Origin of the sequence: Dysgonomonas sp. PH5-45, assembly GCF_029893235.1 — a bacterium.
Classification (GTDB): Bacteria; Bacteroidota; Bacteroidia; order Bacteroidales; family Dysgonomonadaceae; genus UBA1309.
On the sequence record NZ_JARXWE010000018.1, the window covers coordinates 1 to 26,885 of the forward strand.

Below are 26,885 nucleotides of genomic sequence, written 5' to 3' on the forward strand. Positions count from 1 at the left end.
CAAGAGATTGAGCAAATATTTGGTGCGCTTATTTCATTGATAATAAATAATTTAACTAAACAAATCAGCGAATTGTTTCAACTACTGATTCGCATAATTAATGAAATTCTTGAAGCCATAGCGGACGAAGTGCAAGCAAAGGCTTTTTATATACTTGCCGAAAATCAAAAGGATTTGGATCGTATAGACGATAAAGAAAGCCTCCGGTATGCTAAATTGCAACTGACCGAAGAAACGTTGCTACGGATTGCCGAAGATATCCGTGGGGTAATAGAATTGCCTTCTCCCACAGGGAAGCAAATAGAGAATACTACGTTGCCAAATGGCTTGCGATTATGTAAAACGGCAGTCCCTTTCGGGGTGGTTGGTGTTGTGTTCGAAACCGGTCCGTACGCGTGCTTTGAGGTTTTTTCTCTTTGCTTCAAATCGGCAAATGCTTGTGTGCTGAAAGGTGATGCAAGTATGAAGTACTCTAACCAAGCCATTGTTGATATAATACGCAGTGTGCTCGATGAATGCGGCTTGAATCCGAATGTTTGTATTTTGTTGCCCAACCATAAGGAAACGATGAGCGAATTGCTGCAAGCCAAGGGTTTTATCGACCTGATTGTGCCTAAAGGGGGTAGGGCGCTGATTGATGTTGTTTGCCGGGATGCCCGTATGCCTGTTATAGAAACGGGCGCGGGTGTGTGTCACACTTATTTTCATTCGAGCGGAAAAGCCGAAACAGGACAAAAAATCATCACCAATGCAAAAATAAGACGTATAAATGCGTGCAATACACTCGATTGTTTGGTCATAGATAAAGACAGATTGAATGATTTGCCATATCTTTGCCGGGGTTTACGCGACAACGATGTTATTATTTACGCCGACCGTCATGCGTATGCGGCCTTGCGGGGCAGTTATCCCGACAGTTTGCTGGAAGAAGCCTCCGCCGATAGCTATGGTACAGAGTTCTTGGATTATAAGATGGCGGTAAAAACGGTCTCGAACATAGAAGAAGCCTTGAGGCATATTTCACAGTATGGAGGCAAGCACAGCGAAGCTGTTGTGGCGGAGAGCGCAGATGCCATTGCGTTGTTCAGAACTTTGGTGGATGCTGCCTGTGTTTATGTTAATGCTTCAACCGCATTTACCGATGGTCAGCAGTTTGGCTTGGGTGGCGAAGTTGGCGTCAGCGTCCAGAAACTCCATGCCAGAGGCCCCGTCGGATTAGAGGGTCTTTGTACCCATAAATGGATTGTGGAAGGTGAGGGGCAAATAAGAGAAAATTAGAAATGAAGAGGAAAAAGAAAAACAATAAAAAACGAACCATAAATATAGACGATTATATAAAAGCCGTAAAGAAAGCCGACCGCGAAATACAGTTGGAACAATCGGCCGGTTGGGTGGCTGTAAACAAGATACACAAAAGCAAAAAAGTATATAGCCGTAAGAATCTGAAAAAAGATTATCTGAACGAATAACTTAATTTGAATATGCAACGAAACCTTACATTAGACTATTTTAAACTGCTACTAAGTATCTTAGTTATACTTATACATTTGCAGCCTCTTACCTACGGGCGCATATTTGTTGCTTACGAAATATCGAACGGTTTGGCACGGATAGCAGTGCCATGTTTTTTTATAATTAACGGTTATTTTATAGATCGTTTTATTGATGATGGTAAAAAAGTATGGAACTACATTCTGCACTTGTTTTTGGTTTATGTGGTTTGGACTCTCATATATGGCGGACTTAAATTTCCGGATGTTATTACAGCCTTCCTTACCGGGGGCATTCATTTATGGTATGTTCCGGCTCTGATTGGAGCTGTTTTGATAGTGTATGCTGTGAGAAAGATGAAAATAAATATTCATCTTACATTGGGGCTTGTTTGTGTGTTTGTTGTGATAGGATATTATATCCAGAATTTTACAGCCTTGCCCGAACAATACTCGGCAATAGTGTATCGGAATTGTTTCTTTGAAGGGTTTCCCTTTGTATTTATGGGATATTTCCTGAAACAAAAAGATATTATATCTAAACTGAGCAAGTATAAAATAGTAATTCTGGGTCTTGCCCTTTTGTTTAGCGTAACCCTTTTTGCGGAAGTGTATATTGGTTTCAAAAATAAATGGGGTATGGATATTTATTTGTCTTTATTACCCCTGTGTGCGCTTCTATTTATATTAGTCATGTTTTTTCCTAAATATAGTGATAAACCGGATTATATACAGAGCAATTTGCCTTCGGGGATATATTTCTCGCACATGCTTGTCTTGGAGTTTGTTCTTTCTGGTACATCGGGTGAACGTTATATATTGCTTCCCGAAATAATATTTCTTACAATCCTTTTGGCAAGCGTAATTGTAATTGTTAATAAACGGATAAAGATTTTTATATAACTCCATAATGAATAATAAAGTACCAGCCAGTCCGTATATGAGTTTCTCGCGGCAGAAGTGGGCGGCGCTCCGCGACTCGGAACCCTTGACGCTGACCGAAGGAGAGTTAGCAACACTGAAGGGCATCAATGAGGAGATTTCTATTGGCGACGTAGAGGATATTTATTTGCCATTGTCGCGTTTGCTGAATTATTACGTCAATGCAACCACCTCGCGACAGGCTGCGATAATGAACTTCTTGAGCGAAGAGAACAAAAAAATCCCTTTCATCATAAGCATTGCCGGAAGCGTGTCGGCCGGAAAAAGCACTGCTGCGCGCGTCTTACAGGCATTGCTCAGCCGGTGGAAAGAGCATACGAAGGTTGCTTTGGTAACTACCGATGGCTTTTTATACCCGAACGATGTGTTGGAAGAAAAGGGGCTGATGCTGAAAAAAGGCTTTCCGCAGTCGTACAACATACAGCGGTTGTTGCAGTTTATGGTAGACGTAAAGTCGGGCAATAGTAGTGTAAAAGCTCCTATTTATTCGCATTTGGTTTACGATATTGTTCCCGACGAGTACGAGGAAATAAATCAACCCGATATTCTGATTCTTGAAGGCCTTAATGTATTGCAGAGCGGAATGGATTACCCTCACGACAAGCCCCGTGTTTTTGTATCAGACTTTGTCGATTTTTCTATTTATGTAGATGCCGAGGAAGAGATGCTGGAAGACTGGTATGTATCGCGTTTCCTTAAATTCAGGGAGGGGGCTTTTGCCAACCCGCAATCCTATTTCCATAGCTATACCAAGCTGACGGAGAGCGAAGCCACAAAAATGGCAAAAACAATCTGGCGCGAAATTAACCGGAAAAATCTGCGGCGTAATATACTACCCACCCGCGAAAGGGCAAGCCTTATTATCCATAAGGGGAAGGAGCATGTCATTGATTATGTACGCCTGAGACGATAGCAGAATTTGCCCGAGGAAAGATAGAAAATGATATTTTTGCACTTCAATATATACGTAATCGTGTTTTTTAGCGTTATTATTTTCAGGTTAAGATAGTTTAAGCCTGTACTATTTATACTTTGTATGATTGATTATATAAAAGGGACGATTGAAGAATTGACACCGGCTTCGGCAACTGTCGAGACGGCGGGTATCGGTTACTTCCTTCAAATATCGCTCAATACATATACAGCCCTTAGGGGGAAAAAAGAGAGTAGGCTCTATGTTTATGAGGCTATTCGCGAGGACGCTTACCAGCTTTTTGGCTTTTTCGATAAGCGTGAGCGCGACTTGTTTATGTTGCTTATCTCTGTTTCGGGCGTGGGGGCAAGTACGGCACGGATGATACTCTCGTCGATGTCGGCAAGTGAACTCGAAAACGTTATCGCTTCGGGCAATGCCGATATACTGAAAACGGTAAAAGGCATCGGCCTGAAAACCGCACAGAGAATCATTGTAGATTTGAAAGACAAGATAAAAACCGTAGGCGATGGCCTTATCGGCTCGCCTCAAGGGGTTGTTGCAAATTCTGTATTGACCGAAGAATCGGTAGCGGCGCTCGTTATGCTTGGTTTTGCGCAAGCGGCATCGCAAAAGGTTGTGAATAAAATATTAAAAGAAAAACCCGATAGCACCATAGAGCAGGTAATTAAACAGGCTTTGAAGATGCTTTAAGTTACTGGAAGGGTGATAAATACATTGTTTTTCTGTATTGAAAAAGGCGTATAAAAACATATTATTGTTGACTGTGTTTGTCAGTTGCTTGAGCATTTGGGCTTTAACCCAAGGCGGGCAATTGAGCAGCTTTCCTGTGTCTTTGATGAGCGGAAGCATGGACGTGCAGCAAACCCCGCCGCCATCGCAGGACGACTCGAAGGTGCGTTTTGATGTGAAGAAAACACAGCCTCAAACCGTTGAGGACTTAAATGTAAAACCTCCAATCGATTTGCGCGACCCTTCTAACATTCAGAGCGAAGTCGTTTACGACGACTTGCTGAAGATGTACCTGTTCCGTACAAAAGTCGGGGACGGAGAGTGGACAACAACCATGACCATGACTCCGCGCGAGTATCACGATTATATGCTCAACCGTTCGATGAGCGACTACTTCAAAACCAAATACGTAGCCGAACAGGGAAAAGATACGGCTGGCGACTTCTCGTTACGGGATGTGAAAATAAGTCTGGGTGCTGCCGAAAGGATATTCGGTCCGGGTGGCGTTCGTGTTAAAACCCAAGGGTATGTTGAGGTGAAAATGGGTATGAAGCACTCTTTCAGAGACGACCCTTCGATATCGGAAAAGAACCGAAGCCGCATGATGTTTGACTTTGACGAAGAAATAAAACTGAACGTAAAGGCATCCGTAGGCGACAAAGTGAATTTCGATATGAACTACGATACGGGTAGTACATTCGATTTCGATTCAAAAAAACTGAAGCTTGGCTACGAAGGCAAAGAAGACGAGATAGTGAAACGCTTGGAAGCCGGTAATATCTCAATGCAAACCACCAACTCGCTGATAAACGGAAGCTCGTCGCTGTTCGGTATCCGTTCCGACCTCCAGTTTGGTAAATTTAAAGTGAGTGCTGTGGTGTCGCAGCAGGAAGCACAATCGCAAACCGTGGGTTCGCAGGGTGGCATACAAACCACTCCTTTCGAGTTCATGGCCGACCAATATGACGAAAACCGCCACTTCTTTTTAGGGCATTATTTCCGCGACAATTACGACTATGCCATGTCGTCGCTGCCAACCGTGAAATCGCAGGTGAGGATTAAAGAGATGGAGGTTTGGATAACAAACAAACGGGGCAACTATGACCAAGCGCGCAACATTGTAGCTTTTGCCGATTTAGGAGAGACAGGCAAGATAAAGAACGATAAATGGACACCTCTGTTGTCGGCATCGGCTCCACCTCAAAACAGGGCTAACAGTCTGTATTCGAGCATGACGGGAACTTACTCCGGCATCAGGGATATAAGTCAGGTTAATAATATATTGCAGAATCAGGTAGGGCTTGAAAGCGGGTTAGACTACGAAAAAGTAGAAAACGCGCGCCTGTTGTCACCTTCGGAATATACGTATACCCCCGAAACAGGGTTTATTTCGCTGAAGAGTGCTTTACAATCGGACGAGGTTCTGGCTGTGGCCTATAAATACGAAATACAGGGCACGACTTACAATGTAGGTGAGATGTCGTCCGAAGTTACCGATACCTACCGCGATTCTACTTCGGTAACCACCGATGCCCTTGTGGGGGGAGCTCTGATACTGAAGCTTCTGAAACCCGTGGCACTATCGCCCGATGCCTATACGTGGGATTTGATGATGAAAAACGTTTATTCGCTCAATGCTTATGGCGTGCAGGAAGACCGCTTCCGCCTAAATATCTCTTACCAGAGCGATACAACGGGAACATACGTAAACTATATACAGGACGGAAATATAAAAGACTCGCTACTACTGAGGGTGATGGGGCTCGACAGGCTTAACACTAAAAAGGCGGCACACCCCGATGGTATCTTCGACTTTGTTGAGGGATACACCGTGCTTTCGTCAAACGGGCGCATAATATTTCCGGTGGTAGAACCTTTTGGTTCTCACTTAGAGAATGTTATAGGCGATACAATTATCTCCAATAAATACGTTTACAAAGAGTTGTACAACTCCACGCTTACCGAGGCACAACAGGTTGCCGAGAAGAATAAGTTTAAGATAAGTGGTTCGTACAAATCTACTTCTACGGGAACCATAAGCCTCAATGCCACGAATGTGGCCAAGGGGTCGGTTGTTGTTAAGAGTGGGGGCATTGTACTCACCGAAGGGGTCGATTATACGGTCGATTATCTGATGGGGCAGGTAACCATCATCAACGATGCCTATTCAAACAGTGCCACTCCGCTAACGGTGTCTTTAGAGAACCAGTCGCTGTTCAGCATGCAGCGCAAAACGGTTTTGGGGCTGAACCTGAGTTACGATTTCAGTAAAGACTTCACGATAGGCGGAACCATAATGCACCTTTCGGAAAAACCGCTGACAACCAAAACCGAGGTAGGCAGCGAGTCGCTCAAGAATACAATCTGGGGGCTGAATATGTCGTACCGCACAGAGTCGCAGTGGCTTACCAATCTGGTAGACAAGCTGCCGTTTTATAATGCAACCGCACCGTCGAGCATAGCTCTTAATGCCGAATTTGCCCAGCTCATACCGGGGCATTACGAAAACGAATATACGGGTGGCTACTCGTTTATTGATGACTTCGAGTCGGCCAAGTCGAGCATAGATATACGTTACCCCAGTTATTGGTCTTTGGCTTCTACCCCTAACAAAAAAAGCATGTTCCCTGAAGCCTCTTTGGTCGATAATGTAGACTATGGAAAAAATCGTGCGCATATAGCTTGGTTTGGCATAGACCCTTTGTTCAACCGTAAAAACTCGTCGCTGACACCTCAACACATAAAGGACGACAAAGACCAGCAGTCGCTACACTTTGTACGCGAAATAAAGGTAAGCGAGATATACCCAAACCGCGATCAGGCTTATAACGAAAACGCGTCGCTGACGCCCCTCAACATATCGTACTACCCCATGCAACGCGGGCCTTACAACCTTGATGCCGCGGGAATGAACGATGATGGAACATTGAGCAATCCCGAAAAACGCTGGGGAGGTATCATGCGCCGTTTCGACAGCAAAGACTTCGAGGCTCAGAATATCGAGTATATCGAGTTCTGGCTGATGGATCCCTTTGTCTATAACAACGACCCCAAGCGGAAAGACGAATTCTATAACGGGGGAGGGGAGCTTTACATCAACCTCGGCGAAATATCGGAAGATATACTGAAAGACGGACGCAAGTTTTACGAAAACGGGCTACCTACCGATGGCGATGTAACTAAATATATAGAAAACAATTGGGGGCGTGTTCCTTCACAGCAATCTACCGTCTATGCTTTCGATGTAAACAACAGCTCTAAACAAGACGTAGGGCTTAACGGATTGAGTACCGAACAAGAAAAAGAACACCATTCGTATAAGGCTTATATCGAATCTATCAGGGCAAAGCTACCCGCCGAAACTATTAGACGGATGGAAGACGATCCTTTTTCGCCTCTTAACGACCCCGGTGGCGATAACTACCATTATTACAGGGGCAACGATTACGACCGCAACCAAGTAAGCGTTCTTGACCGTTACAAATATTACAACGGTACGGAAGGCAACTCCACACCGGTACCCGGCCAAGACAACCTTGCCGGTACAGCCCGTAGCACCCCCGATGTGGAAGATATAGACAGCGACAATACGATGACCGAAACCGAATCGTTTTACGAATATAAGGTTGAACTATACCCCGGCATGGGTGTAGACGATACGCGGAATAAATATATAGTAGACCAGCAGACCATACCCATAAAACTACGTAACGGAGACACCGAAGATATAACATGGTATCAGTTCAAGATTCCGATTAAGGAACCTGACGACAAAGTAGGGAAAATCAATGGATTCAAATCCATCCGCTTTGCCCGTATGTACCTCACTCAGTTTGCCGAACCCGTGTATCTGCGCTTTGCTTCGTTAGAAATGGTACGTGGCGACTGGCGTGTCTATTCGGGAGCCTTAGAGCCTAATGTGCCTCTTGGCAACGGAACGCTGAACACAACAACTATAAACATAGAAGAAAACTCTAAGAAAGAGCCGGTAAACTATATCATGCCTCCCGGTGTGTCGCGTATGACAGACCCCAACCAGCCGCAGCTTACGCAGCTGAACGAGCAGGCAATGTCTCTACGTGTAGATAAGCTTACCACCGGCGACTCGCGTGCCATTTACCGCAGCACAGCCTTAGACCTCCGCCGTTACAAGCGTTTGCAGATGTTCTCGCATGTCGAGGAAGTTGTGAACGACCCGATAGGTTTGAACAAGGGCGAATTGTCGGTATTCATCCGCTTAGGATCGGACTACAAGAATAACTATTACGAGTACGAGATACCTCTTGCCGTAACTCCTGCCGGAGTGTATAGCAACAATAGTTCGGCACACCGCAAAATAGTGTGGCCGGAATCGAACATGTTCGACTTTGCGCTCGAATCGCTCAAAAATGTAAAACTGAGCAGAAACCGCGAAAAACGTAAGGCCGGTTCTACGGTGTCTTATTCTACCCTCCATTCCGAAAAAGACCCCGAAAACCCACAAAACAAGATATCGGTGATAGGTAACCCGTCGCTTGCCGAAGTGAAGGTGCTGATGATAGGTGTTCGCAACAATTCGCGCGATACGAAGTCGGGCGAGGTATGGGTAAACGAACTCCGCTTGACGGATTTTGACGAAGAAGGCGGATGGGCGGCACAAGGTAGCTTGAGTGTAAACCTTTCGGACCTGGCTACAATAAATGTATCGGGACGGAAGGAGACTTCGGGCTTCGGGTCTTTGGAGCAAAGCCTGACCGAACGCCGGATAGACGACTATTCGATGGTTAACTTCTCTACTAATATAGATGTAGGTAAGCTCTTGCCCGAAAAAGCAAAGGTTTCGGTTCCTATCTATTATGCCTATTCCAATCAGACGTCAACGCCCAAGTACGACCCTCTGGATCAGGATGTGACCCTCGATGAGGCTCTCTCTTTGGTGAGTACTAAAGCCGAGAAAGACTCTATCAAGAATCTGGCTCAAACCAAAACAACAACCAAGAGTTTCAGCATTACTAATGCAAAGGTGGATATAAAGAGTAAAACACCAATGCCTTACGACCCTGCCAACTTTACCTTCGGATACGCGTACAGCCGTACGGATGCCAGCGAACCGACTGTTAAGTACGATATAGCGAAAAACTATGCCCTGAACCTGAATTATAACTACAGTCCTCAGGCCAAACCTTGGGAACCTTTCAAAAACTCGAAGAGTAAGGCTCCTATAACTAAATACTTGAAATCGTTAGGCTTTTCTTATCTGCCAAACAATATAAGTTTGGGTTCGTACATAACCCGTAACTATACCGAAACCATGATGCGCGATATGGAAAGTTATACTTTGGAGGACGGAGGAGCCAACAGCAACCAGTATCTGACATTCAGCCAGGAGTTTTATTGGGATAGGGAATTCAGTTTGAGTTGGGATTTCTTGAAGAACCTTAAATTCAGTTTCCAATCGGGAACCCGTGCCGAGATTGAAGAGCCTTACTTACCGGTAAACAAATCGCTCTATCGTGACGAGTATGAAGTCTGGAAAGACTCCGTTATGCAGAGTATAAAGAATCTGGGAACACCCCTGTCGTACAAACAATCGGCCAAGCTTACTTATACCCTGCCCACAAACAATATTCCGTTTTTGGACTGGATAAGCAGTTCGGCCAACTACGACGCCACTTATAGGTGGGATAGGGGAGCCGATGCCGAAGAAGACCTGCAAACAGGAAACTCGCTCTATAACAGTGTTACCTACACGCTCAACAACCGCCTCAATCTGGTATCGTTCTACAACAAGTTCGATTTTTTGAAGAAGGTGAACCAGAAGTTCGACTCATCGTCGCGAAGCAGCGCAAGTAACCGAAACCGTCCGCAGCAAGCGCAAAAGGCAGAGAAAAAGAAAAAATTTGAACGTCAGGTCAAGCTCAATACCGATAGTGTAACCATCGTGAAGCACAACCTGAATACCAAAAACATAAAAGTAACAGCCCGTATCGACAGTTTACGGCGGTATATGGTCAAGTTTAAAAAAATAGATAAGAATACGATAGCCATACAAAACAAAGATTCGGTTGCCATAAACATCAGCATACTTCAAGGGCCCGACCCCGAAGAGAACACATGGTATAAAGTGGCTCAATACGCATCGCGTGGGTTGATGTCGGTTCGTTCGCTTTCTTTCAACTATTCGCGCCGTCAGGAAACCTCTATTTCGGGCTATAAATCGCAAGTGGGCGATGTGTTTGGGCAACGCGATACGAATTCGGATTTCGGCTTGGCTCCGGGTCTTGATTTTGCTTTTGGTTTTGCCGGGGGCGAAAGCTATATAGACAAACTGTTGGCCAACGATATGCTTATCCATAACGATTCTATAAGTATATCGCCTGCCATTTATAACCAAACCGAAAGATTTGAGTTCAAAGCACAGCTCGAACCTATAAGAGGTTTGAAGATAGACCTTACAACCCTGCGCGAAACGTCCGACCGTACAGAATTTCAGTACATGCAAAACGGTATGCCGCGCACGTACGGGGGTAGCTTCTCGATGACAACCATCGCCCTGTCGTCGGCACTGAAGTCGAGCAGTTCAAGGAACAACTATGCTTCCGCCACGTTCGATAAATTCCTTGCCATGCGCGGTGTGATAGCACAACGGATAGAGAACCAATATGCAGGCAAGAAATATCCTACCGGTGGATTTTTTACCCAATTGCCGGGTATGGGTGGTGCTGATTACAGACCGGGGGCATTGAGCGAGAACTCGTCGGATGTACTGATTCCCGCGTTCTTTGCCGCTTATACGGGCAAAAGCGGGAGTTCGGCATCGCTCAACCTTTTCCCAACCTTAACGGCTCTGTTGCCAAACTGGTCCATAACCTACGATGGGCTTATACATGTGCCTTGGTTCAAAGATAAATTCAAATCGTTCAAGCTGTTGCATGCCTATACGTGTCTGTATCGGATAGGGGCGTACAGTTCCGCGTCCGACTGGGTGCAAATGAGCGGCGATTTGGGCTTTGTGAGCAACAGCACAACGGGTACGATGCAGGCTGTGCCTTCTTCGCCCTACGTTATACCTTCGGTAAGTTTGACCGAGGCCTTCAATCCGTTGTTTGGAGCAGAAGGTACGCTCAACAATAGCATGACCCTGCGTGCCAAATATAACAACAATCGCTCGGTAAGCTTAAACACATCGTCTTATCAGGTTGTGGAAAACTTTACCAACGAGCTTGTGTTCGGATTGGGATATCGCATCAGTAACTTCAACCGTGTGATAGGTATTACCGATAGGCAAACCAAAGGGTTTAACAACGACCTGAACATTTCGGCCGACTTCAAGTATAACAAAACACATGCCTATATCCGCAAGATTATAGAGGGATACACACAGGCAACCTCGGGTGCAACCAAGCTGACAATAAACCTGTCGGCCGACTACGCGCTGAGCAAGGCTCTGACCCTGAAAGCATATCTGGAAAGAATAGTGAACGATCCTTTGATTTCCACATCGTCTGTTCCTACAACAAATACAAATTTCGGTATCAGCCTCCGGTTTACTCTGAATCAGTAGGCGGTAAGTCTTTGGTAGGGTCTGTTGGTTCTGCTTCCGCTTTCAACTTCCTTTTCTGGTATGGCAGGTTAAATTTTTCTTGCCACAAAAGCCACAGCAAGAAAACAACGCCATCGTAATAGAGCCACCGGAACACATCTTTGTGGAACAACTGAAACCAGTCTTTTCTGAAAACGCGGTGCATCTGGGGGGTATCGCTCCAAACGCGTTGGTTGTACCATTCGTTGAAGGCTATAAATTCGGTAGGGAATCCGTTTTTGGTGAGTATCGCGGTTACCGAAATGCGGAGTATGTTAATGCCCCAAAGTACTATTATGGCTAAGGGCACGTAGTATAGTTTTTTGCGCCAAGGGCCGTAGTAGCACATCAGTATGAGGGCAAATATAAATATCTGCTTCAGGCTTGTGCAGCCCCATACAATACGCAAGCGTAGGGCATCGGGAAAGTAGATGATAATCCCCTCGCGCGAGAAGGTTTCGTATCCGAACAGGTCGTGTACCATCCAGTACACCGATTTGGCTACGATCTCGCATATAGGGTACACCTCTCTGGTAAGGTCTCTGCCCAAAAAAATAAACGAACTGCCGGTATCGCCTTCCGATACAAAAAGCTTATAAAGAAGGTCAAAGCCTATAAACAAAAACAAAAACCATAGTATATCCTTAAATGGCGATAAGGATTTCAGAGTGTTGCGCAGAGTTACTTTTATTTCGGAAGCCATTTATCTTTAATTTTTGCTTTGGTAAAGGTATAAATAAAGTTGAAATATGAGTGCTGCCGTAAATTTTATTTAAGAAGCAGTGCTGCCCTGTTTGTTATTTTATATAATTGTGTGTGCTTCTATAACTTATGAATAACAGATGACGGGAACTTTTAGTCGTCCATAATAAGTTAAGATATATGAATTTTGGAAATATTATGATTAGTAAAAAACCATTTCGTGTAGGAGCTATCCGAAAAAACAATACATTTGTAAGCGAAAAAATAAAAAAAGTTACTTATATTTTTTATAAAACAGAATGCAGAAAATAAATAAACTGATTTTAATCGTTATTCTGCTTTGTTCTTCTATAGGAGTCATTGCACAAAGTACAAACTCTCCATATAGTCGCTATGGATATGGTGTATTGAACGACCGCTCGGTTGGCCTATCAAGGGGTATGGGCGGTATCAGTTACGGGTTGAGGAGCAATCTGAGTGCAAATCCGGGCAACCCTGCTTCGTATTCGAAAGTCGATTCCCTTACTTTTATACTCGATTTTGGGGTGAGCTACTCTAATGTGCGCTTAGACGATGGAACGAATAAAATAAATAAAGACAACGGAGGGCTCGATTATATAACCATGCTGATGCCTCTCAGTAAGAGGGTAGGCTTTAGTTTTGGGCTTATTCCTTTTTCGTCGGTAGGATATAAATATGGCAAGGTTCAGAATCTGAATGGTGTGGCTTACAGAGAGTCGCACGAAGGTTCGGGTGGCTTCAGCCAACTATACGGAGGTGTGGCATATGAGCCTTTCAACGGACTATCGGTAGGGGCCAACGTGTCTTACATGTTTGGTACATTGAAGCACGACAGAAGTGTGCCGTCTATATCGGACGGTCTTCAGAACGACCCTTACACTTCTTTCCAGTACAGAAAATTCAGGCTGAATTCCCCTAAAGTAGATTTTGGCGTTCAGTACGAAATGCCTTTGTCTAAGATACAAACCCTTACGCTTGGCGCGGTGTTTTCGCCCAAGATGACGGGCAGGGGTAAGATTACGCAGAACACCTATAAGGTGAATTCTTCGTCGGGCTCGATGATGACGGGCGACACAATCTCGCACGCGGGTTTGGATGTAGGTTTCCCGATGGCGATAGGCTTTGGGGTAACTTATGCCCGCGATAACCGTTTGCTTCTTGGAGCCGATGTAACGTACGAAGCTTGGGAGAAAGTGAATACCGACACTCTTATAAACGATGGCATGCTGAGCAAAGATCGTTTCAATAACCGATGGAAGGTGAATGCCGGTGTTGAATATTGCATAAATCCGTACGAACGTAGCATCTTTAAACGGATGAAGTTCAGAGGGGGTATCAACTACTCTAACTCTTACATGAATGTTTTGAATGCCGATGGCAGGATAGGCGGCTATAAGCAGTATGGAGCAACAATAGGTTTCGGTATTCCTATCCGGGATCATATTTTTTCCGACCGCACGTCTTATCTGAACATAAACTTTGAGTACACAAAACTCAAAGGCGATATGTCTAACATGGTAAATGAGCAATACTTTGGCGTATCGGTCAATGTAAATATCAACGAATTGTGGTTTATGAGACGTAAGTTCAAGTAAAACAGACGCGCCGTTCGCGTTGCGTTTTGTTTTCGGAGAGGGAATGTAAGAATATTTTGATTTTAAACAGAAAAAATATAAAAAGACTATATATAGCAGCTTTGGCAGGAGTTGCTATATTTGTTTTTTCGGCTTGTAGCGAAGAAACGAAAGAAACGGTTGCCTTGAAGTATAATAAGGAAACCGTACCAACGATCGACACCGACAGCGCAACTATCCTCATATCCGATTCGGGAATCGTCCGCTATAAACTGGTGGCCAAAACCTATCAGATTCTGGATAAGGCAAGCAACCCTCACTGGTATTTCCCCGATGGGGCATACCTTGAGCAGTTCGACCCGTTTTTGCGCCCGCAAGCCACCGTTAAGGCCGACACAGCATGGAACTATACACGACAAAAATATTGGCGTCTGAAAGGGCATGTGCACATCAAAACAATAGAAGGCAAGGAGCTTAAAACCGACGAACTGGTGTGGAACGTGGAAACACGTACCATCTCGTCCGACTCATATTTTGAGTATCTGAATCCGGGCGAAACTATACTGAAGGGTATAGGCTTCAAAACCAACGAGCAAATGAGCTGGTTTAGTACTTCGAAACCCGACGGAGGATACTATTACGCCCCCGATGATACAGAAAACACTGCCGTGAACGACACAATCCAATCTCGTTAGAAGCCTGAATACGGATTGTTATGTCTGACAACAGGCATGGTTATGATGTTGTTTTTTTGGTATATGTTATTCATTTTCGGTTCAAAATTATTATATTCGCATGCTAATTTGTATTTTTTAAGAAAAATCAATATAAAATAAAAATAACAGTAAGTTTTAAATGGCTGCATTACAAAGTATTAGAAAGAGATCCGGTCTTTTGATCGGTATTCTGGGGCTTGCCTTATTGGCATTTATACTCGGCGACTTATTCAATTCGGGAAGCTCGTTATTCAATAAGTTTAGAGATAAGGCTTTTGTTGTGAACGGAGATGTTGTTTCCACAAAAGAATATCAAGACAGGATAACAGAAATGGAAGAGTTCTACAAGATGAGAATGGGAATATCTAACTTAAGTGAAGACCAATCGACTCAGCTTAGAGAACAAATTTACCAACAGATGGTAAACGAAATGATTGTGAGCGAGCAAGCTCAGAAACTTGGCTTGATCGTTACCGACGAAGAGCTGAGCGATATGATTTATGGTCAGAACATTTCGCCCGTGCTTCAACAGTTTTTTGGTGACCCGCAAACAGGCGTCGTAGACAGGCAAGCAATTGCTCAATATATGAATTCTTTGAATACCGACCCTGCCTCATTGCAGGACGACGAGCAGAGAATGCAGTTGGCATCTATGCAGGCTATGTGGAAGGTTATTCACGGAATGATTAAAACACAACGCCTTGAAGAAAAATATACATCCCTGATAGCAGGGGCGATGTTGGTAAACGATGTGGAAGCCAAATCGACGTTTGAGGCAACAAAGAAAAGAGCGGACATCGCTTACGTTATTCAACGCTACGACGCGATACCCGATTCTACTGTCAAGGTAGCCGATACCGAAATAGCGGCTCTCTATAAGGAGCGTAAAAACAACTTTAAGTTGCAAACCGAATTAAGAAAGGTTTCGTACTTTGTTAAAGATCTTATACCAAGTGCCGACGATTATGCTGTGGTTGAAAAAGAAGCGAACACCGTTCGTGAAAAACTGACTGCTTCGACCAATCCGGAGATGGTGGTAGCCGATTATTCGGACACACCTTACCGCGATGTGTTTGAGTCTGTTTCTTCGCTTGCTCCCAACTTGAAGGAGTTTGCGCAGGCTGCATCTGCCGGCGATATTTTAGGTCCTGTAAGAAGCGACGAAAGCTATGGCGTTTATCGTTTTATTGACAGAACAAACAGAGCCGACTCTGTGAAACTGCAAATGATATTTATTCCGGAAGGAGCAGATAAGGTAGTAAGCAATAACTTTGCCGATAGTATTTTTAATGTAATTAAAGGCGGAAAAGATTTTGCCCAGGTTGCAACCGAACTGAACCAAGGTAATGCCAATGCAGGCCAAGGAATGTGGGTGACAGAACAATTGCTGGCTCAAAGCAATATGGACAAAGAGTTTATCAGCTCTTGCTTTAATGCTCCAAAAGAAGATGTATTTAAGAAAACATCGCCCGGTGTAATCCAGATAGTGAGGGTTGAAGATAAAACCGCTCCGGTAGAAAAAGTGAAGATAGCAAAAGTTGTGCTTCCTGTTGTAGTGAGCGACCGCACAATGAATAATCTGGACAATGAATTAAATAAATTCTTGACAGACAACGGCGATTCTAAAAACTTCGAAAAAGCAGCGAAAGAACAAGGCTACACCTTAGAGTCGGATGTTCTGATTTCGCCTTCGCAATATAATATCGGTAATGTGAGTGGTTCGCGCTCTGTTATCCATTGGGCGTTTAACGAAAAAGTTGGTTCTGTAAAGAAATTCGACTTTTCGGAACAACGAATAGTTGCCCTCATTAAAACCGAGATAGAAGACAAATATATGCCTCAATCGGAAGTTGAAGATATACTGAAAGCCGAAATTATCAAAAACAAAAAAGCCGAAAAGATGATTGCCGAATTAAGTGCGAAAAATCTGAAAACACTCGATGCTTATGCTCAGGCTTTGAATACGAAAGTTGATACAACCCGCTTTGTTACTTTCGGAACGGCCAACATAATGGGCTTGGGACGTGAACCTATAATGAATGTCTATGCCGAAGTTGGTAAACTGAATACAACAACAGCTCCTCTTAAAGGTGAGAACGGTGTAGTAATACTGAACGTGCTGAACAAGGCCGACCAAGAAGGTATGACCTACAATCCGGAACGGATAAAGATGGAGACACAGCAACGTACCAATTACTATATGAGCAGATACATGCTGTCGAGCTTGAGGACGAAAGTGAAAGTAGAAGATAACCGTGTGAGATTCTTCTAACACAGAGAGATACAAAAAAATATAAGGAAAAGCCTTCGGTATTTATTTTACACCGAAGGCTTTTTTTTATTAAGTTTGGAACAGAACTATTCAAGAAGGGAAAATGACAAAAAAAGAAAGATATCAAGGCGTTATAAAATGGTTTGAAGCCAATATGACTATTGCCGAAACGGAGTTGCATTACGATAACCCTTTTCATTTGCTGATAGCCGTAATCTTATCGGCACAATGTACGGATAAGAGGGTGAATATGGTTACCCCTCCGCTTTTTGAGCATTACCCCACCCCCGAGGTAATGGCCTTATCGTCGGCCGACGAAATATACACATTCATAAAGAGTGTTTCGTATCCCAACAATAAGGCTAAGAACCTTTTGGGAATGGCCAAAAAGATAGTTGCCGATTTTGACGGTAAAGTGCCCGATACATTGGAGGAGTTGGAAACAATACCCGGCGTGGGGCGCAAAACGGCAAATGTGATGCTTGCCGTAGCCTTCGATAAGCCTGCCATGCCTGTCGATACACATGTGTTCAGGTTGGCAAACAGGATAGGCTTGACTACAAACTCCAAAACCCCATTAGAAACAGAGCGCGAGCTTGTAAAATATATTCCACAAGATTTGTTATCTAAAGCCCATCATTGGCTCATATTGCATGGCAGGTATGTATGCGTGGCTCGAAAGCCGAAGTGCGAAGAATGCGGGCTAAAACAATGGTGCAAGTATTTTGCGGCAAATAAGCTGTAGAAGAAAAATATGTGTAAGAGCAATGCTGTTTTGCCCCATCAGAGCAATTCTTTCATATAATCGGATATCTGCTTGCCGGCAACGCCCCAGTTAAGGCGGGTTTTGTATTCGTTGTAGGCCGAGAGGGCTAAATCGGAATACCTTTTCGTGTTGGTAAAAGTGTTACTGATGTAGTCCGCAAAAAGTGAAACAGGGCTTTCCGGGGCAAAGGTAATGCCGTTTACGTTATCTTTGATTATGGTAGTTATACCGCCCGTTTTGCTCGAAATGGATGGTATGCCGTATGCCGCGGCTTCGCAAAATACCAAACCGTAGGCTTCCGCTTGCGAGGGCATAAACAGGAAGTGGCAATTCTGTATTGTTTTCTCAAAAAGTTCTAATCCCTGCGGTGTCGCTTTGCTTATAAAACCGTGGTTTACGACGAATGGGGCTTGTGCCACTTCGTTGGGCAGGCTGTCTAAGCCTAAGATGTGTAATTCGGTATTTAATCCCCCTTGGTTCAGTTCTTTTACGGTACGGAATACGGTGTCTCCACCCTTGCGTTCCCAATCAACACCGATAAATAATATTCTGCAAACAGACGAATCCCGGTTGTTGATGGCCGACTTTACTTCGTCGAATGTAAGCTCGTGGTCTATATTTGCTCCCATTGGCACAACCCGCACCTTGTTGGGGGGAGTTCCATAATCTTTTATTGCGCTTTGTGCTGCCCAATCGGACGAAAATATGGCGAGCGAAGATGTGTCAACAGCTTTTTGGTCTAACCGTAAGCCTTCTTTTATCGTGATTTTACTCAGGTTTTTATACCAATCGTAGTAGTCGATCATGGCCGCGAAAGTAGCATCCGTGTAAAAAACTTTAGGTTGCTTACAATCTAAATGGGCAATGGGCATAGTGCCGGGCGAAAAAACGATGTCGGCATTCAGACCTTGCAGTTTTTGGCTTACCTGCTGTGCATATTGTTTTACTACGAAGGGAGCCCGGTTTAGTTGGTACTTCTTACCCGATTTTATGCTTACCTGATATTTCAGGCGGGTAAATAAATCTAACCTCTCCTCCAAGCCTGCAATGTGTTCGAGTTGATTTCCGGCTACATTGCTAATTGCTTTTGCAATGTAAAACTCTGAGCCCGACCAGTTTTTTATGTCGATCGACTCGAATCGTGATATGTAGGCGATTTTCATGAAGTTGTTCCCCTCAGGGCTTAAACGATGTCGATAAAGCGTTTTTCCACTTTATTAAATACCCAAGAACCAACTATAATTACCACAATGGTAAACACGAAACTGTATAGTAACCCTCCCCAGCTGAAATCGCCTGCTCCAAGAACGCCGTATTTAAAGGCCTCAAAAATAGAAGAAAGAGGATTCAGTTCTATAAATATTGCCAATTTGGGGAATGTCTCTTTCAGTACAGACATAGGGTAGGCTATCGGTGTTGCAAGTTGCCATAGTTGTATGGCAAAGCTTATGAGTATGGCTATATCCCTGTATTTTACGGTAAGAGAAGATATGATGATACCCAAGCCTAATCCCATACCGGCAAGCATCACTACAAGTAAGGGGAAGAGCAAGGCATATTCGTTGACGTTCACAAAGGTTCCCTTTAGGGCAAAGTAAGTATATATCGAGATAAAAAGCAGAAGCTGTATGCCAAACTTCAAGAGGTTGGATATAGCACTGGAAAAAGGCACAACCAGCCTCGGGAAATATACCTTGCTGAAAACATTCGCATTCCCCGAAAATGTGGAAGAACTGGCGCTAAGGCAGTCGGTAAAATATCCCCAAAGAACCAATCCCGCCATATAAAACAAGGGTTGGGGTATTCCGTCGGTGGGTATTTTTGCTATTCCTCCATAAATGAACATAAACATTATGGTAGAAAAAATGGGCTGGATAAAAAACCAAAGAGGGCCAAGTATAGTTTGCTTATATACTGTTGTGATATTGCGGTTTACATATAGCATCATGAGGTCTTTGTAGGCCCATACTTCTTTTATGTTCAGTTCAAATTTCTTTGTTTTGGGTTTTATTATTATATCCCATTTATCGTTATCGGTAGATATAGCCATGTTTGGTTGTTTTTGTTAAGAGCAGACAAATATATAAACAAATACTTTTATTTGGAAATTTGGAGGGTACATATACGGACATAAATAAAAAGATCCACACGGATTTCCATGCGGATCTTTTTATTTCTTTTTTGAAATGCTTATTACTGTGCAGGAGCAGCTTCAGCAGCAGGAGCTTCTTCAACAACAGGAGTTGCAACTGAATCACCTTCAACAGGAGCAACAACTTCAGGAGCTTCTTCAGCAACAACAGCAGTTGTATCTGTTTCAGGAGCAGCTTCTGTGTTAGCTTTGTTAGAGCATGAAGCGAAAGAAAGAGCAACGATTGCAGCAGCAAATAAAACTAATTTTTTCATTTTTTCAATAGTTTAAAGTAAATTGTTATCTTGTTTTCGAATAATTAAATTCGTTGCAAATATAGGATACTTTTTTGATATTTTATATCCTTATCACATTTTTTTTATGGATAAAAGCAAATTTTCATCAAATCACACCTCATAGAGGTATCGTTTGATGCTTTTTTTGGGGGTTTTCTCAAATTCGGTAGGGTAAATATTCATTGCCGTAATATTTTCGTAGCCGGCCACCATTTTGTTGAGTTCCTGTTTGTTTGCATCCATTATTACTTGTAGTTCGCCGGTGTCGATGCCATCGGCGTCCATTGCTTCATAGTCGGGATATACCAATGCCACAAGCTTGTTATTGCGCAAAACGACAAGGCTTTCCGAAACGTAGGGCATGTTGTTTATCTTGGCTTCAATCTCTTCCGGAAATATGTTTTGCCCGCTTGGCCCCAGTATCATGGTTTTGCTGCGGCCTCTCAGGTAAATGCGGTTGTTGCTGTCGGTTGTGCCCAAATCGCCCGTTTTGAGCCAGCCATCGCTGGTGAATGCGGCTTTGGTGGCCTCTTCGTTTTTGTAATAGCCGGCCATCACGTTTTCGCCGCGTACTTGTATTTCGCCAAGTGTGTTGTAAGGGTCGGGCGAGTCGACACGCAATTCCATTATATCTTTCAGTATTTGTCCGCACGAGGTAGGCACAAAGTCGTAATGATGGTCGTACGAGATAAGCGGAGCGCACTCTGTCATGCCATATCCCACCGTGAACCGGAATTTTATCTGATACAGAAAACTCTCCACCTCCTGATTGAAGGCAGCCCCACCTATAATTACTTCGCTGAACCGCCCGCCCAACGCACTGGTAAGCCCTTCGCGTATCTTTGCCTGTATTTTTTGTTTTACGATGGGTATATTCATCGCAATCTTCATTGTTGGTGTGCTTAGCTTAGGCAGGATTGTTTTTTTGTAAATCTTTTCTATGATAAGCGGAACGGTAACAATGAGGTGTGGTTTTACATCGGCAAAAGCCTGAAGCAGAATTCTGGGCGATGGCGTTTTGGTCAGTAAAAATGTATGTGCCCCTGCCGATTGGGCGTACAGGAAGGTAAACGCACAACCGTAGGTGTGTGCCAAAGGGAGGAACGACAGTACGTTTTCGCCCCTGTTCAAGATATTGAGCGTGGCGGCATAGGTTACATTCCCTGCCAGATTGTTGGCTGTGAGCATAACGCCTTTGCTGAAACCTGTTGTGCCCGAAGTGTAGTTTATCAGTACAACCTCGCTGTTATCTACCTCGGCATATTTCACATCGGCGGGCGAATATCCTTGGGGGTATTTCTCTGTCAGCAGTTTTTCGCGGCTGTCAAGAATTTCTTTTATGTTTTCGCCGTTTTTCTGGTACAGGAACGTGTAGTCTCTGTTTTCGATGGATATGGCTCCACGGATGAGGGGCAATTGCGCATCGTCCAGATTTTCCCATATCTGGTTACTTGTGAATATAAGTTTCGAATCGGAATGGTTCAGTATATGCTGAATGCTGTCGGGGTGGAAATCGCGTAATATAGGTACAATCACCGCTCCGTAGGTTACCGTGGCCAGATATGCAATGCACCACAGCGAATTATCTTTGCCTATCAGGGCAATTTTATCGCCTCTTTTTATTCCGGTTTTTTCGAAGAAGATGTGTAGTTTTTCTATCTGCGTTGCAGTATCCCTATAATATAATGTATTGTTTTCTGAATAGTCGGTAAACGAAGGTAGGTCCCAATTTGTTTTGAAACTGTGTTCATACAACTTTACAAGATTCTGCTTAATCATAAATATTGCACGTTTTTGGTGAATATGTGCAAAAATAAGTTCTTTTAGGCTATTCGCAAAGCTTTTTATATTTAAAATAGATTCAATTTGTGTATTTTTGCACACCCACAATGATGTGATACGAAAAGTATATCGCAAGGAAGGGATACATTAAGAGGATGATAGACAATACCATATTCGAAAATAAAAAAGCGGCTTACCTTACTTTGGGCTGCAAGCTTAACTTTGCCGAGACTTCGGCCATTGGCAAGCAACTGTCCGATTTGGGGATACGCCGTGCCCGTCGGGGGGAGGTTGCCGATGTGTGCGTAATCAATACCTGTTCGGTTACCGAGCTTGCTGATAAGAAATGCCGTCAGGCCGTCAGGAAGATGATAAAGGAAAACCCCGGCGCGTTTGTTATCGTAACGGGCTGTTATGCACAGCTAAAACCCAACGATATACTGAAGATAGACGGCGTAGATGTGGTGTTGGGAGCCGAGCAAAAAATGGATGTGGTAGGCTATCTGAACGATTTGAAGAAAAAAGACCGTGGAACGGCCTTTACAACCCAAACGGCGCAGATAAAAACGTTTGTGCCTTCTTGTTCGTGCGACGACCGCACACGCTACTTCCTGAAAGTGCAAGACGGGTGCGACTATTTCTGCTCGTATTGTACCATCCCCTTTGCCCGGGGGCGTAGCCGTAACGGAACCATAGAGAGTTTGGTGAAGCAAGCCCGTGAGGTGGCAGTCGGTGGCGGACGCGAAATAGTGCTGACAGGCGTCAATATTGGCGATTTTGGGCATACAACGGGCGAAACGTTTTTCGACCTCGTGAAGGCTCTTGACGAAGTTGAGGGCATAGACCGTTTTCGTATATCGTCTATCGAGCCCAATTTGCTGACCGACGAGATTATAGAATTTGTGGCCCGTTCAAAGCGGTTTGCTCCTCATTTTCATATACCTTTGCAATCGGGGTCGGACGATGTGCTGCGGCTCATGAAGCGCCGTTACGATACGGCCCTCTTCCGCCACCGTGTGGAGAAGATTAAGGAAGTGATGCCTCAGGCTTTTATAGGTGTGGATGTGATTGTGGGAACCCGAGGCGAAACCGATCAGTATTTTGAAGATGCCTTGCGGTTTATTGACAGTTTGCCGGTTTCGCAACTCCATGTGTTCACTTACTCCGAGCGTCCGGGAACACAGGCCTTGAAAATAGACTATGCCGTAGACCCCAAGACGAAGCATGCTCGTTGCAAAGCCTTACTCGATATATCGGACCGGAAGACGGACGCTTTTTACCGTTCGCAACAGGGAACCCTACGCAGGGTATTGTTTGAACATACCCCTCATGGCGACAAGATGTATGGCTTTACCGAAAACTATGTGAAGGTGGAAGCCCCTTACAACGAAACAAAAGTAAATAACATAGAAACACTTGTTTTAGGCGATTTCTCCTCCGACGGGGTTGCCCTTAAAGCAAAACAAGAGTAAAACAGATTAGGATAGCCGATGCTTACAAAACTGACATATGGATTACTGTATTCGTGGATGATGATTCATGCCGTATTGCCTTTTCGGTTACTGTATGTTTTGTCGGATATACTGTATGTTGTTGTCTATAAAATTGTTGGTTATAGGCGGAAAGTAGTGCGCGGAAATCTGCGAAACTCTTTCCCTGACAAATCGGACAGGGATTTGATGCAAATAGAGAAGGATTTTTATCATCATTTTTGCGACTATTTTGTAGAAACCATCAAATTGCTGCATGTTTCGGACAAGGAGATACAAAGCCGTATCCGCTTCAAAAATCCGGAATTGGTACGCGAACTAACCCGAAAGGGCAATTCGGTGCTTATGTACCTGGGGCATTATGGCAACTGGGAGTGGGTTCCGGCAATGACTTTGCTTATGGATGCCGATGTGAGTACAGGCGATATTTACCGTCCGTTGAAAAACAAGGCCGTAGATGATATCTTTCTGAAAATACGAAGTCGCTTCGGGGCGTTAAACATACCCAAGAACAACACCCTGCGCGCCATAGTCAAGATGCGGCAAACGGGCAAAAAAGTAGTGGTAGGTTTCATGTCCGACCAAACCCCCTCGGTGAATAATATACATTATTGGACAACGTTTCTCAATCAGGACACCGCTGTGTTTACCGGCGTAGAGCGCATTGCCAAAACAACGGGCTTTGCCGTTATTTATCTCGATATGGAGAAGGTGGGGCGTGGCCGTTACGACTGCACTTACCACTTGATAACCGAAACACCCAAAGAAGACCCCGAATTCCAGATTACGGAAAAATATATACGTATCTTTGAACAGACCATACTCCGCAATCCTGCCTATTGGTTGTGGACGCACAAACGCTGGAAGTATAAAAAATCGGATTTTGTGGACAAGGAATGAAAAAAATATCGGTCGTTATACTGAATTGGAATGGCAGGCAACTGCTCGAAGAGTTTTTGCCTTCGGTGGTGGCTTTCTCCCGCATAGAGGGCGCCGAAGTGGTTGTGGCCGATAATTGCTCGACCGACGATTCCATCAGCTTTGTTCGTGAAAATTATCCGGCTGTGCGGCTTATCTGCCTACCCGAAAATTACGGATATGCCGATGGTTACAACAAATCTCTGGCGCAAGTCGAGGCCGAATATGTGGTGCTGTTGAACTCGGATGTAGAGGTGACCGAAGGTTGGCTCGAACCCATCATTTCGTTTCTGGACGAAAACCCTGACGTGGCAGGCTTGCAACCCAAGCTATTGGCGCAGAAAAATAAACATTGTTTTGAATATGCCGGAGCTGCGGGCGGATTTATAGATAAGTATGGCTATCCGTTTTGCCGGGGGCGTATCTTCGATAATCTGGAAGAAGATGGCGGCCAATACGACCAACCCATAGATGTATTCTGGGCAACGGGTGCATGCTTGGCAGTGAGGCTGAAAGATTATTTTGAGGCGGGTGGCTTGGATGCTTCGTTCTTTGCCCATATGGAGGAAATAGACCTCTGTTGGCGGCTCAATGCAAGAGGCAAACGTTTGATGTGCCTGCCGCAGTCGGTTGTTTATCATGTTGGGGGTGCTACCCTCTCTGAAACCAGCCCGCACAAAACTTACCTCAATTTCAGAAACAATCTGTTGATGCTGTATAAGAATTTACCCGACAATGCTCTTGGTGGAGTGTTGCGTATGCGCCGTTTCTTAGACCTGTTGGCGGCTTTGCAAATGTTGCTGTTGGGCAAAAGGGCGAATGCGCAGGCGGTACTGAAAGCCCAAAAAGATTTCAAAAAAATAAAACCCGATTACAAGGCAGCCAGAAATCAAAATCTGGCAAAAACTATCGTTCACACCATTCCTACAATCTACAACAAAAGCCTTTTGTGGAACTTTTATGCAAAGGGCCGGAAAGTGTTTAGCAGCCTCCGTTTCAGATAGGGCTATCTGCTATCCCGATGATTTGCTTTAAAACTTGCTCTTCGGTCAGTTCCGAGAGGTTAAACCAGTGTATGCTCTCGTCCCGTTTGAACCACGTTAACTGCTTGCGGGCATAAACACGGGTATTGCGTTTTATTTTTTCGATGGCAAAGTCCAGTTCCCATTCTCCTTCCAAGTATTTGAACAGTTCTTTGTATCCCACAGTGTTTAGCGAGTTCAGGTGTTTATTGGGCAGGTGGCTTTTGGCTTCGTCCAGAAGTCCGTCCTGCATCATTTGGTCTACACGCCGGTTTATGCGCCCGTACAGTTCTTCGCGGTTGCGGGTAAGCCCTATGCGGATTATCCGGAAGGGACGCTCCTTGACGCTGTTTGTGCGGAACGAAGAATAAGGTTTACCTGTCATCAAACAGACTTCGAGGGCATGAATCACCCGTTTGTGGTTTTTGAGGTCTACCTGTGCGTAAAAAGCGGGGTCGAGTGTTTTCAACTGCTGGCGTATGTGTTCCAAGCCTTTGTTCTCGTATTGTTCGTAAAGGTCTTTGCGCAAGCTTTCGTCGATGGTAGGAATATCGTCAATACCTTTGCAGAGGGCATCGACATACATCATAGAACCTCCGGCAAGAACGAGGTGTGAATGTTGGCGGTGTAGTTCTTCAATCAGGCGGATGGCTTCCGCTTCGAACTCGCTGGCACTGTAATAGTCGTCAACGCTGAGCGAGCCAACGAAGTGATGCTTAACTTTGCGCAACTGCTCCGGGGTAGGGGCGGCGGTTCCTATCTCCAACCCCTTGTAAAATTGGCGCGAGTCGGCCGATATGACAGGACATCGGTAATATTCTGCAAGATTAAGGCTGAGGTCGGTCTTCCCGACCCCTGTGGGGCCCAGCAGAACAATCAGTTTTTTCATTAAAAATCGTCACCTTGTTGCGAAGCCATGTTGTCTAAGCCGTCAAAACCGTCGGCATCGAGTTCGTCCATGTCGTAAGTTTCGTCGCCATAAAAATTTTCTCCGGTTTCGATGGTCTGTATCCCTGCATCGAATGTTTCGAAATCGACAAACTGGGCAGGGGCTTCGCCTTCGGTTTTTGTGCAAACAGCCTGTTCAAGGTCTTTGCCTGTTATGATTTCGGCCAGTTCCATGAAGAATGCCCGCTCGGTCATATAGTCGAATACGTACATCAGTTTTTGTTTTTCGTCTTCCAAGAAATCGCCTAAATGACATTCTTCCATGATATACGAATCTTCGTCCGAACTGGTGTTCATTTCTACGAGCGTAATTTCCTTTTCTTTTTCCCAATCGTCGCTGCAAATAAAGAACGAGCACATTTCGCCGTCATTATATCCAACCGATTTGGTTATAGCCTTGTGCAAATCAAGGAAGCTGGCATCCGAGTCTATTTGAATTTCGCGACGGAAGTCGTCAACTTCGTCCGAAAGGATTAAAAATCTAAATATCATCACTATTTGTTTTTTTTACGGTGTTAGGTTTATATCCGATTCAAAAATAATATATTTTTCAGACAGAACAAAGAAGAAGTTTTTTTATTCGGAGTG

The 26,885-nt window shown here is 44.4% G+C and carries 20 protein-coding genes; 13 read left to right on the forward strand and 7 right to left on the reverse strand.

Features of this window, described 5'->3' with window-relative positions:
• Positions 1-36: 36 nt before the first annotated feature.
• From M2132_RS07725 to sprA, 6 genes are all read left to right on the forward strand, one after another.
• Positions 37-1,278, forward strand: a complete 1,242-nt coding sequence (locus tag M2132_RS07725; protein WP_407932417.1) for a glutamate-5-semialdehyde dehydrogenase — start codon at positions 37-39, stop codon at positions 1,276-1,278.
• Positions 1,279-1,280: 2 nt separating this feature from the next.
• Positions 1,281-1,469 carry a hypothetical protein gene (locus M2132_RS07730; protein WP_280672825.1) on the forward strand — a complete coding sequence of 63 codons (189 nt, stop codon included), beginning with the start codon at positions 1,281-1,283 and terminating at the stop codon, positions 1,467-1,469.
• Between the two features lie 12 nt (positions 1,470-1,481).
• Positions 1,482-2,393, forward strand: coding sequence for an acyltransferase family protein (locus tag M2132_RS07735; protein ID WP_280672824.1), 912 nt, complete (start codon positions 1,482-1,484; stop codon positions 2,391-2,393).
• A gap of 7 nt (positions 2,394-2,400) precedes the next feature.
• Complete coding sequence (gene coaA, locus M2132_RS07740) at positions 2,401-3,345, forward strand: type I pantothenate kinase (protein ID WP_280672823.1); 945 nt, start codon at positions 2,401-2,403, stop codon at positions 3,343-3,345.
• A gap of 123 nt (positions 3,346-3,468) precedes the next feature.
• Positions 3,469-4,059 (forward strand): Holliday junction branch migration protein RuvA, encoded by a 591-nt coding sequence (ruvA, locus tag M2132_RS07745; protein WP_280672822.1) that lies wholly within the window; start codon positions 3,469-3,471, stop codon positions 4,057-4,059.
• A gap of 73 nt (positions 4,060-4,132) precedes the next feature.
• Positions 4,133-11,641 (forward strand): cell surface protein SprA, encoded by a 7,509-nt coding sequence (gene sprA / locus M2132_RS07750; protein ID WP_280672821.1) that lies wholly within the window; start codon positions 4,133-4,135, stop codon positions 11,639-11,641.
• On the opposite strand, the gene M2132_RS07755 is transcribed toward sprA, so the two are convergent.
• The gene (locus tag M2132_RS07755; protein ID WP_280672820.1) at positions 11,625-12,362 is read right to left on the reverse strand and encodes an archaeosortase/exosortase family protein; all 738 of its coding nucleotides are present in this window, start codon (positions 12,360-12,362) and stop codon (positions 11,625-11,627) included. The two genes, sprA and M2132_RS07755, sit on opposite strands and share 17 nt — an antisense overlap.
• Before the next feature lie 298 nt (positions 12,363-12,660).
• Between M2132_RS07755 and M2132_RS07760 the strand changes: the two genes are divergently transcribed.
• The 4 genes from M2132_RS07760 (at position 12,661) to nth (ending at position 17,689) form a co-directional block, all read left to right on the forward strand.
• Complete coding sequence (locus tag M2132_RS07760; RefSeq protein ID WP_280672819.1) at positions 12,661-13,977, forward strand: OmpP1/FadL family transporter; 1,317 nt, start codon at positions 12,661-12,663, stop codon at positions 13,975-13,977.
• Between the two features lie 56 nt (positions 13,978-14,033).
• On the forward strand, positions 14,034-14,651 hold the full coding sequence (lptC, locus tag M2132_RS07765; protein ID WP_280672818.1) for an LPS export ABC transporter periplasmic protein LptC: 618 nt from the start codon (positions 14,034-14,036) through the stop codon (positions 14,649-14,651).
• Positions 14,652-14,811: 160 nt separating this feature from the next.
• Positions 14,812-16,944, forward strand: a complete 2,133-nt coding sequence (locus M2132_RS07770) for a peptidylprolyl isomerase (protein WP_280672817.1) — start codon at positions 14,812-14,814, stop codon at positions 16,942-16,944.
• A 103-nt stretch (positions 16,945-17,047) separates the two neighbouring features.
• Positions 17,048-17,689, forward strand: a complete 642-nt coding sequence (gene nth, locus M2132_RS07775) for an endonuclease III (RefSeq protein ID WP_280672816.1) — start codon at positions 17,048-17,050, stop codon at positions 17,687-17,689.
• A gap of 38 nt (positions 17,690-17,727) precedes the next feature.
• Here nth and M2132_RS07780 read toward each other — a convergent pair whose 3' ends face one another.
• The 4 genes from M2132_RS07780 to M2132_RS07795 all read right to left on the reverse strand — a co-directional run bounded on the left by M2132_RS07780 (position 17,728) and on the right by M2132_RS07795 (position 21,916).
• Positions 17,728-18,873: a glycosyltransferase family 4 protein gene (locus tag M2132_RS07780; RefSeq protein WP_280672815.1), complete on the reverse strand. Its 1,146-nt coding sequence runs from the start codon at positions 18,871-18,873 to the stop codon at positions 17,728-17,730.
• A 20-nt stretch (positions 18,874-18,893) separates the two neighbouring features.
• Complete coding sequence (locus M2132_RS07785; protein WP_280672814.1) at positions 18,894-19,760, reverse strand: ABC transporter permease; 867 nt, start codon at positions 19,758-19,760, stop codon at positions 18,894-18,896.
• Between the two features lie 143 nt (positions 19,761-19,903).
• Positions 19,904-20,116, reverse strand: a complete 213-nt coding sequence (locus M2132_RS07790) for a hypothetical protein (RefSeq protein WP_280672813.1) — start codon at positions 20,114-20,116, stop codon at positions 19,904-19,906.
• A gap of 132 nt (positions 20,117-20,248) precedes the next feature.
• Positions 20,249-21,916 carry an AMP-binding protein gene (locus tag M2132_RS07795; protein WP_280672812.1) on the reverse strand — a complete coding sequence of 556 codons (1,668 nt, stop codon included), beginning with the start codon at positions 21,914-21,916 and terminating at the stop codon, positions 20,249-20,251.
• A gap of 158 nt (positions 21,917-22,074) precedes the next feature.
• On the opposite strand from M2132_RS07795, the gene mtaB reads away from it, so the two are divergent.
• The 3 genes from mtaB to M2132_RS07810 are packed head-to-tail and all read left to right on the forward strand — an operon-like array spanning position 22,075 to position 25,331.
• The gene (gene mtaB, locus M2132_RS07800) at positions 22,075-23,391 is read left to right on the forward strand and encodes a tRNA (N(6)-L-threonylcarbamoyladenosine(37)-C(2))-methylthiotransferase MtaB (protein WP_280672811.1); all 1,317 of its coding nucleotides are present in this window, start codon (positions 22,075-22,077) and stop codon (positions 23,389-23,391) included.
• 18 nt (positions 23,392-23,409) lie between these two features.
• Positions 23,410-24,309, forward strand: coding sequence for a lysophospholipid acyltransferase family protein (locus M2132_RS07805; protein ID WP_280672810.1), 900 nt, complete (start codon positions 23,410-23,412; stop codon positions 24,307-24,309).
• Positions 24,306-25,331 carry a glycosyltransferase family 2 protein gene (locus M2132_RS07810; protein ID WP_280672809.1) on the forward strand — a complete coding sequence of 342 codons (1,026 nt, stop codon included), beginning with the start codon at positions 24,306-24,308 and terminating at the stop codon, positions 25,329-25,331. The genes M2132_RS07805 and M2132_RS07810 overlap by 4 nt, the downstream gene beginning before the upstream one ends.
• Here M2132_RS07810 and miaA read toward each other — a convergent pair.
• Together miaA and M2132_RS07820 are read right to left on the reverse strand one after the other, a co-directional pair.
• Positions 25,324-26,238: a tRNA (adenosine(37)-N6)-dimethylallyltransferase MiaA gene (miaA, locus tag M2132_RS07815; protein WP_280672808.1), complete on the reverse strand. Its 915-nt coding sequence runs from the start codon at positions 26,236-26,238 to the stop codon at positions 25,324-25,326. The genes M2132_RS07810 and miaA overlap by 8 nt on opposite strands.
• Positions 26,238-26,789: an IS1096 element passenger TnpR family protein gene (locus M2132_RS07820; protein WP_280672807.1), complete on the reverse strand. Its 552-nt coding sequence runs from the start codon at positions 26,787-26,789 to the stop codon at positions 26,238-26,240. Before M2132_RS07820 ends, miaA begins: the two co-directional genes overlap by 1 nt.
• Between the last annotated feature and the right edge of the window lie 96 nt (positions 26,790-26,885).

Bases quoted from the DNA above. Each gene is read 5' to 3' on its own strand.
- M2132_RS07780 (WP_280672815.1), bottom strand. From the start codon at position 18,873: ATGAAAATCGCCTACATATCACGATTCGAGTCGATCGACATAAAAAAC.
- M2132_RS07820 (WP_280672807.1), bottom strand. From the start codon at position 26,789: ATGATATTTAGATTTTTAATCCTTTCGGACGAAGTTGACGACTTCCGT.
- miaA (WP_280672808.1), bottom strand. From the start codon at position 26,238: ATGAAAAAACTGATTGTTCTGCTGGGCCCCACAGGGGTCGGGAAGACC.
- nth (WP_280672816.1), top strand. From the start codon at position 17,048: ATGACAAAAAAAGAAAGATATCAAGGCGTTATAAAATGGTTTGAAGCC.
- M2132_RS07810 (WP_280672809.1), top strand. From the start codon at position 24,306: ATGAAAAAAATATCGGTCGTTATACTGAATTGGAATGGCAGGCAACTG.
- M2132_RS07790 (WP_280672813.1), bottom strand. From the start codon at position 20,116: ATGAAAAAATTAGTTTTATTTGCTGCTGCAATCGTTGCTCTTTCTTTC.
- mtaB (WP_280672811.1), top strand. From the start codon at position 22,075: ATGATAGACAATACCATATTCGAAAATAAAAAAGCGGCTTACCTTACT.
- M2132_RS07805 (WP_280672810.1), top strand. From the start codon at position 23,410: ATGCTTACAAAACTGACATATGGATTACTGTATTCGTGGATGATGATT.
- M2132_RS07770 (WP_280672817.1), top strand. From the start codon at position 14,812: ATGGCTGCATTACAAAGTATTAGAAAGAGATCCGGTCTTTTGATCGGT.
- M2132_RS07730 (WP_280672825.1), top strand. From the start codon at position 1,281: ATGAAGAGGAAAAAGAAAAACAATAAAAAACGAACCATAAATATAGAC.
- M2132_RS07760 (WP_280672819.1), top strand. From the start codon at position 12,661: ATGCAGAAAATAAATAAACTGATTTTAATCGTTATTCTGCTTTGTTCT.
- M2132_RS07755 (WP_280672820.1), bottom strand. From the start codon at position 12,362: ATGGCTTCCGAAATAAAAGTAACTCTGCGCAACACTCTGAAATCCTTA.
- coaA (WP_280672823.1), top strand. From the start codon at position 2,401: ATGAATAATAAAGTACCAGCCAGTCCGTATATGAGTTTCTCGCGGCAG.
- M2132_RS07735 (WP_280672824.1), top strand. From the start codon at position 1,482: ATGCAACGAAACCTTACATTAGACTATTTTAAACTGCTACTAAGTATC.
- M2132_RS07785 (WP_280672814.1), bottom strand. From the start codon at position 19,760: ATGGCTATATCTACCGATAACGATAAATGGGATATAATAATAAAACCC.
- ruvA (WP_280672822.1), top strand. From the start codon at position 3,469: ATGATTGATTATATAAAAGGGACGATTGAAGAATTGACACCGGCTTCG.
- M2132_RS07795 (WP_280672812.1), bottom strand. From the start codon at position 21,916: ATGATTAAGCAGAATCTTGTAAAGTTGTATGAACACAGTTTCAAAACA.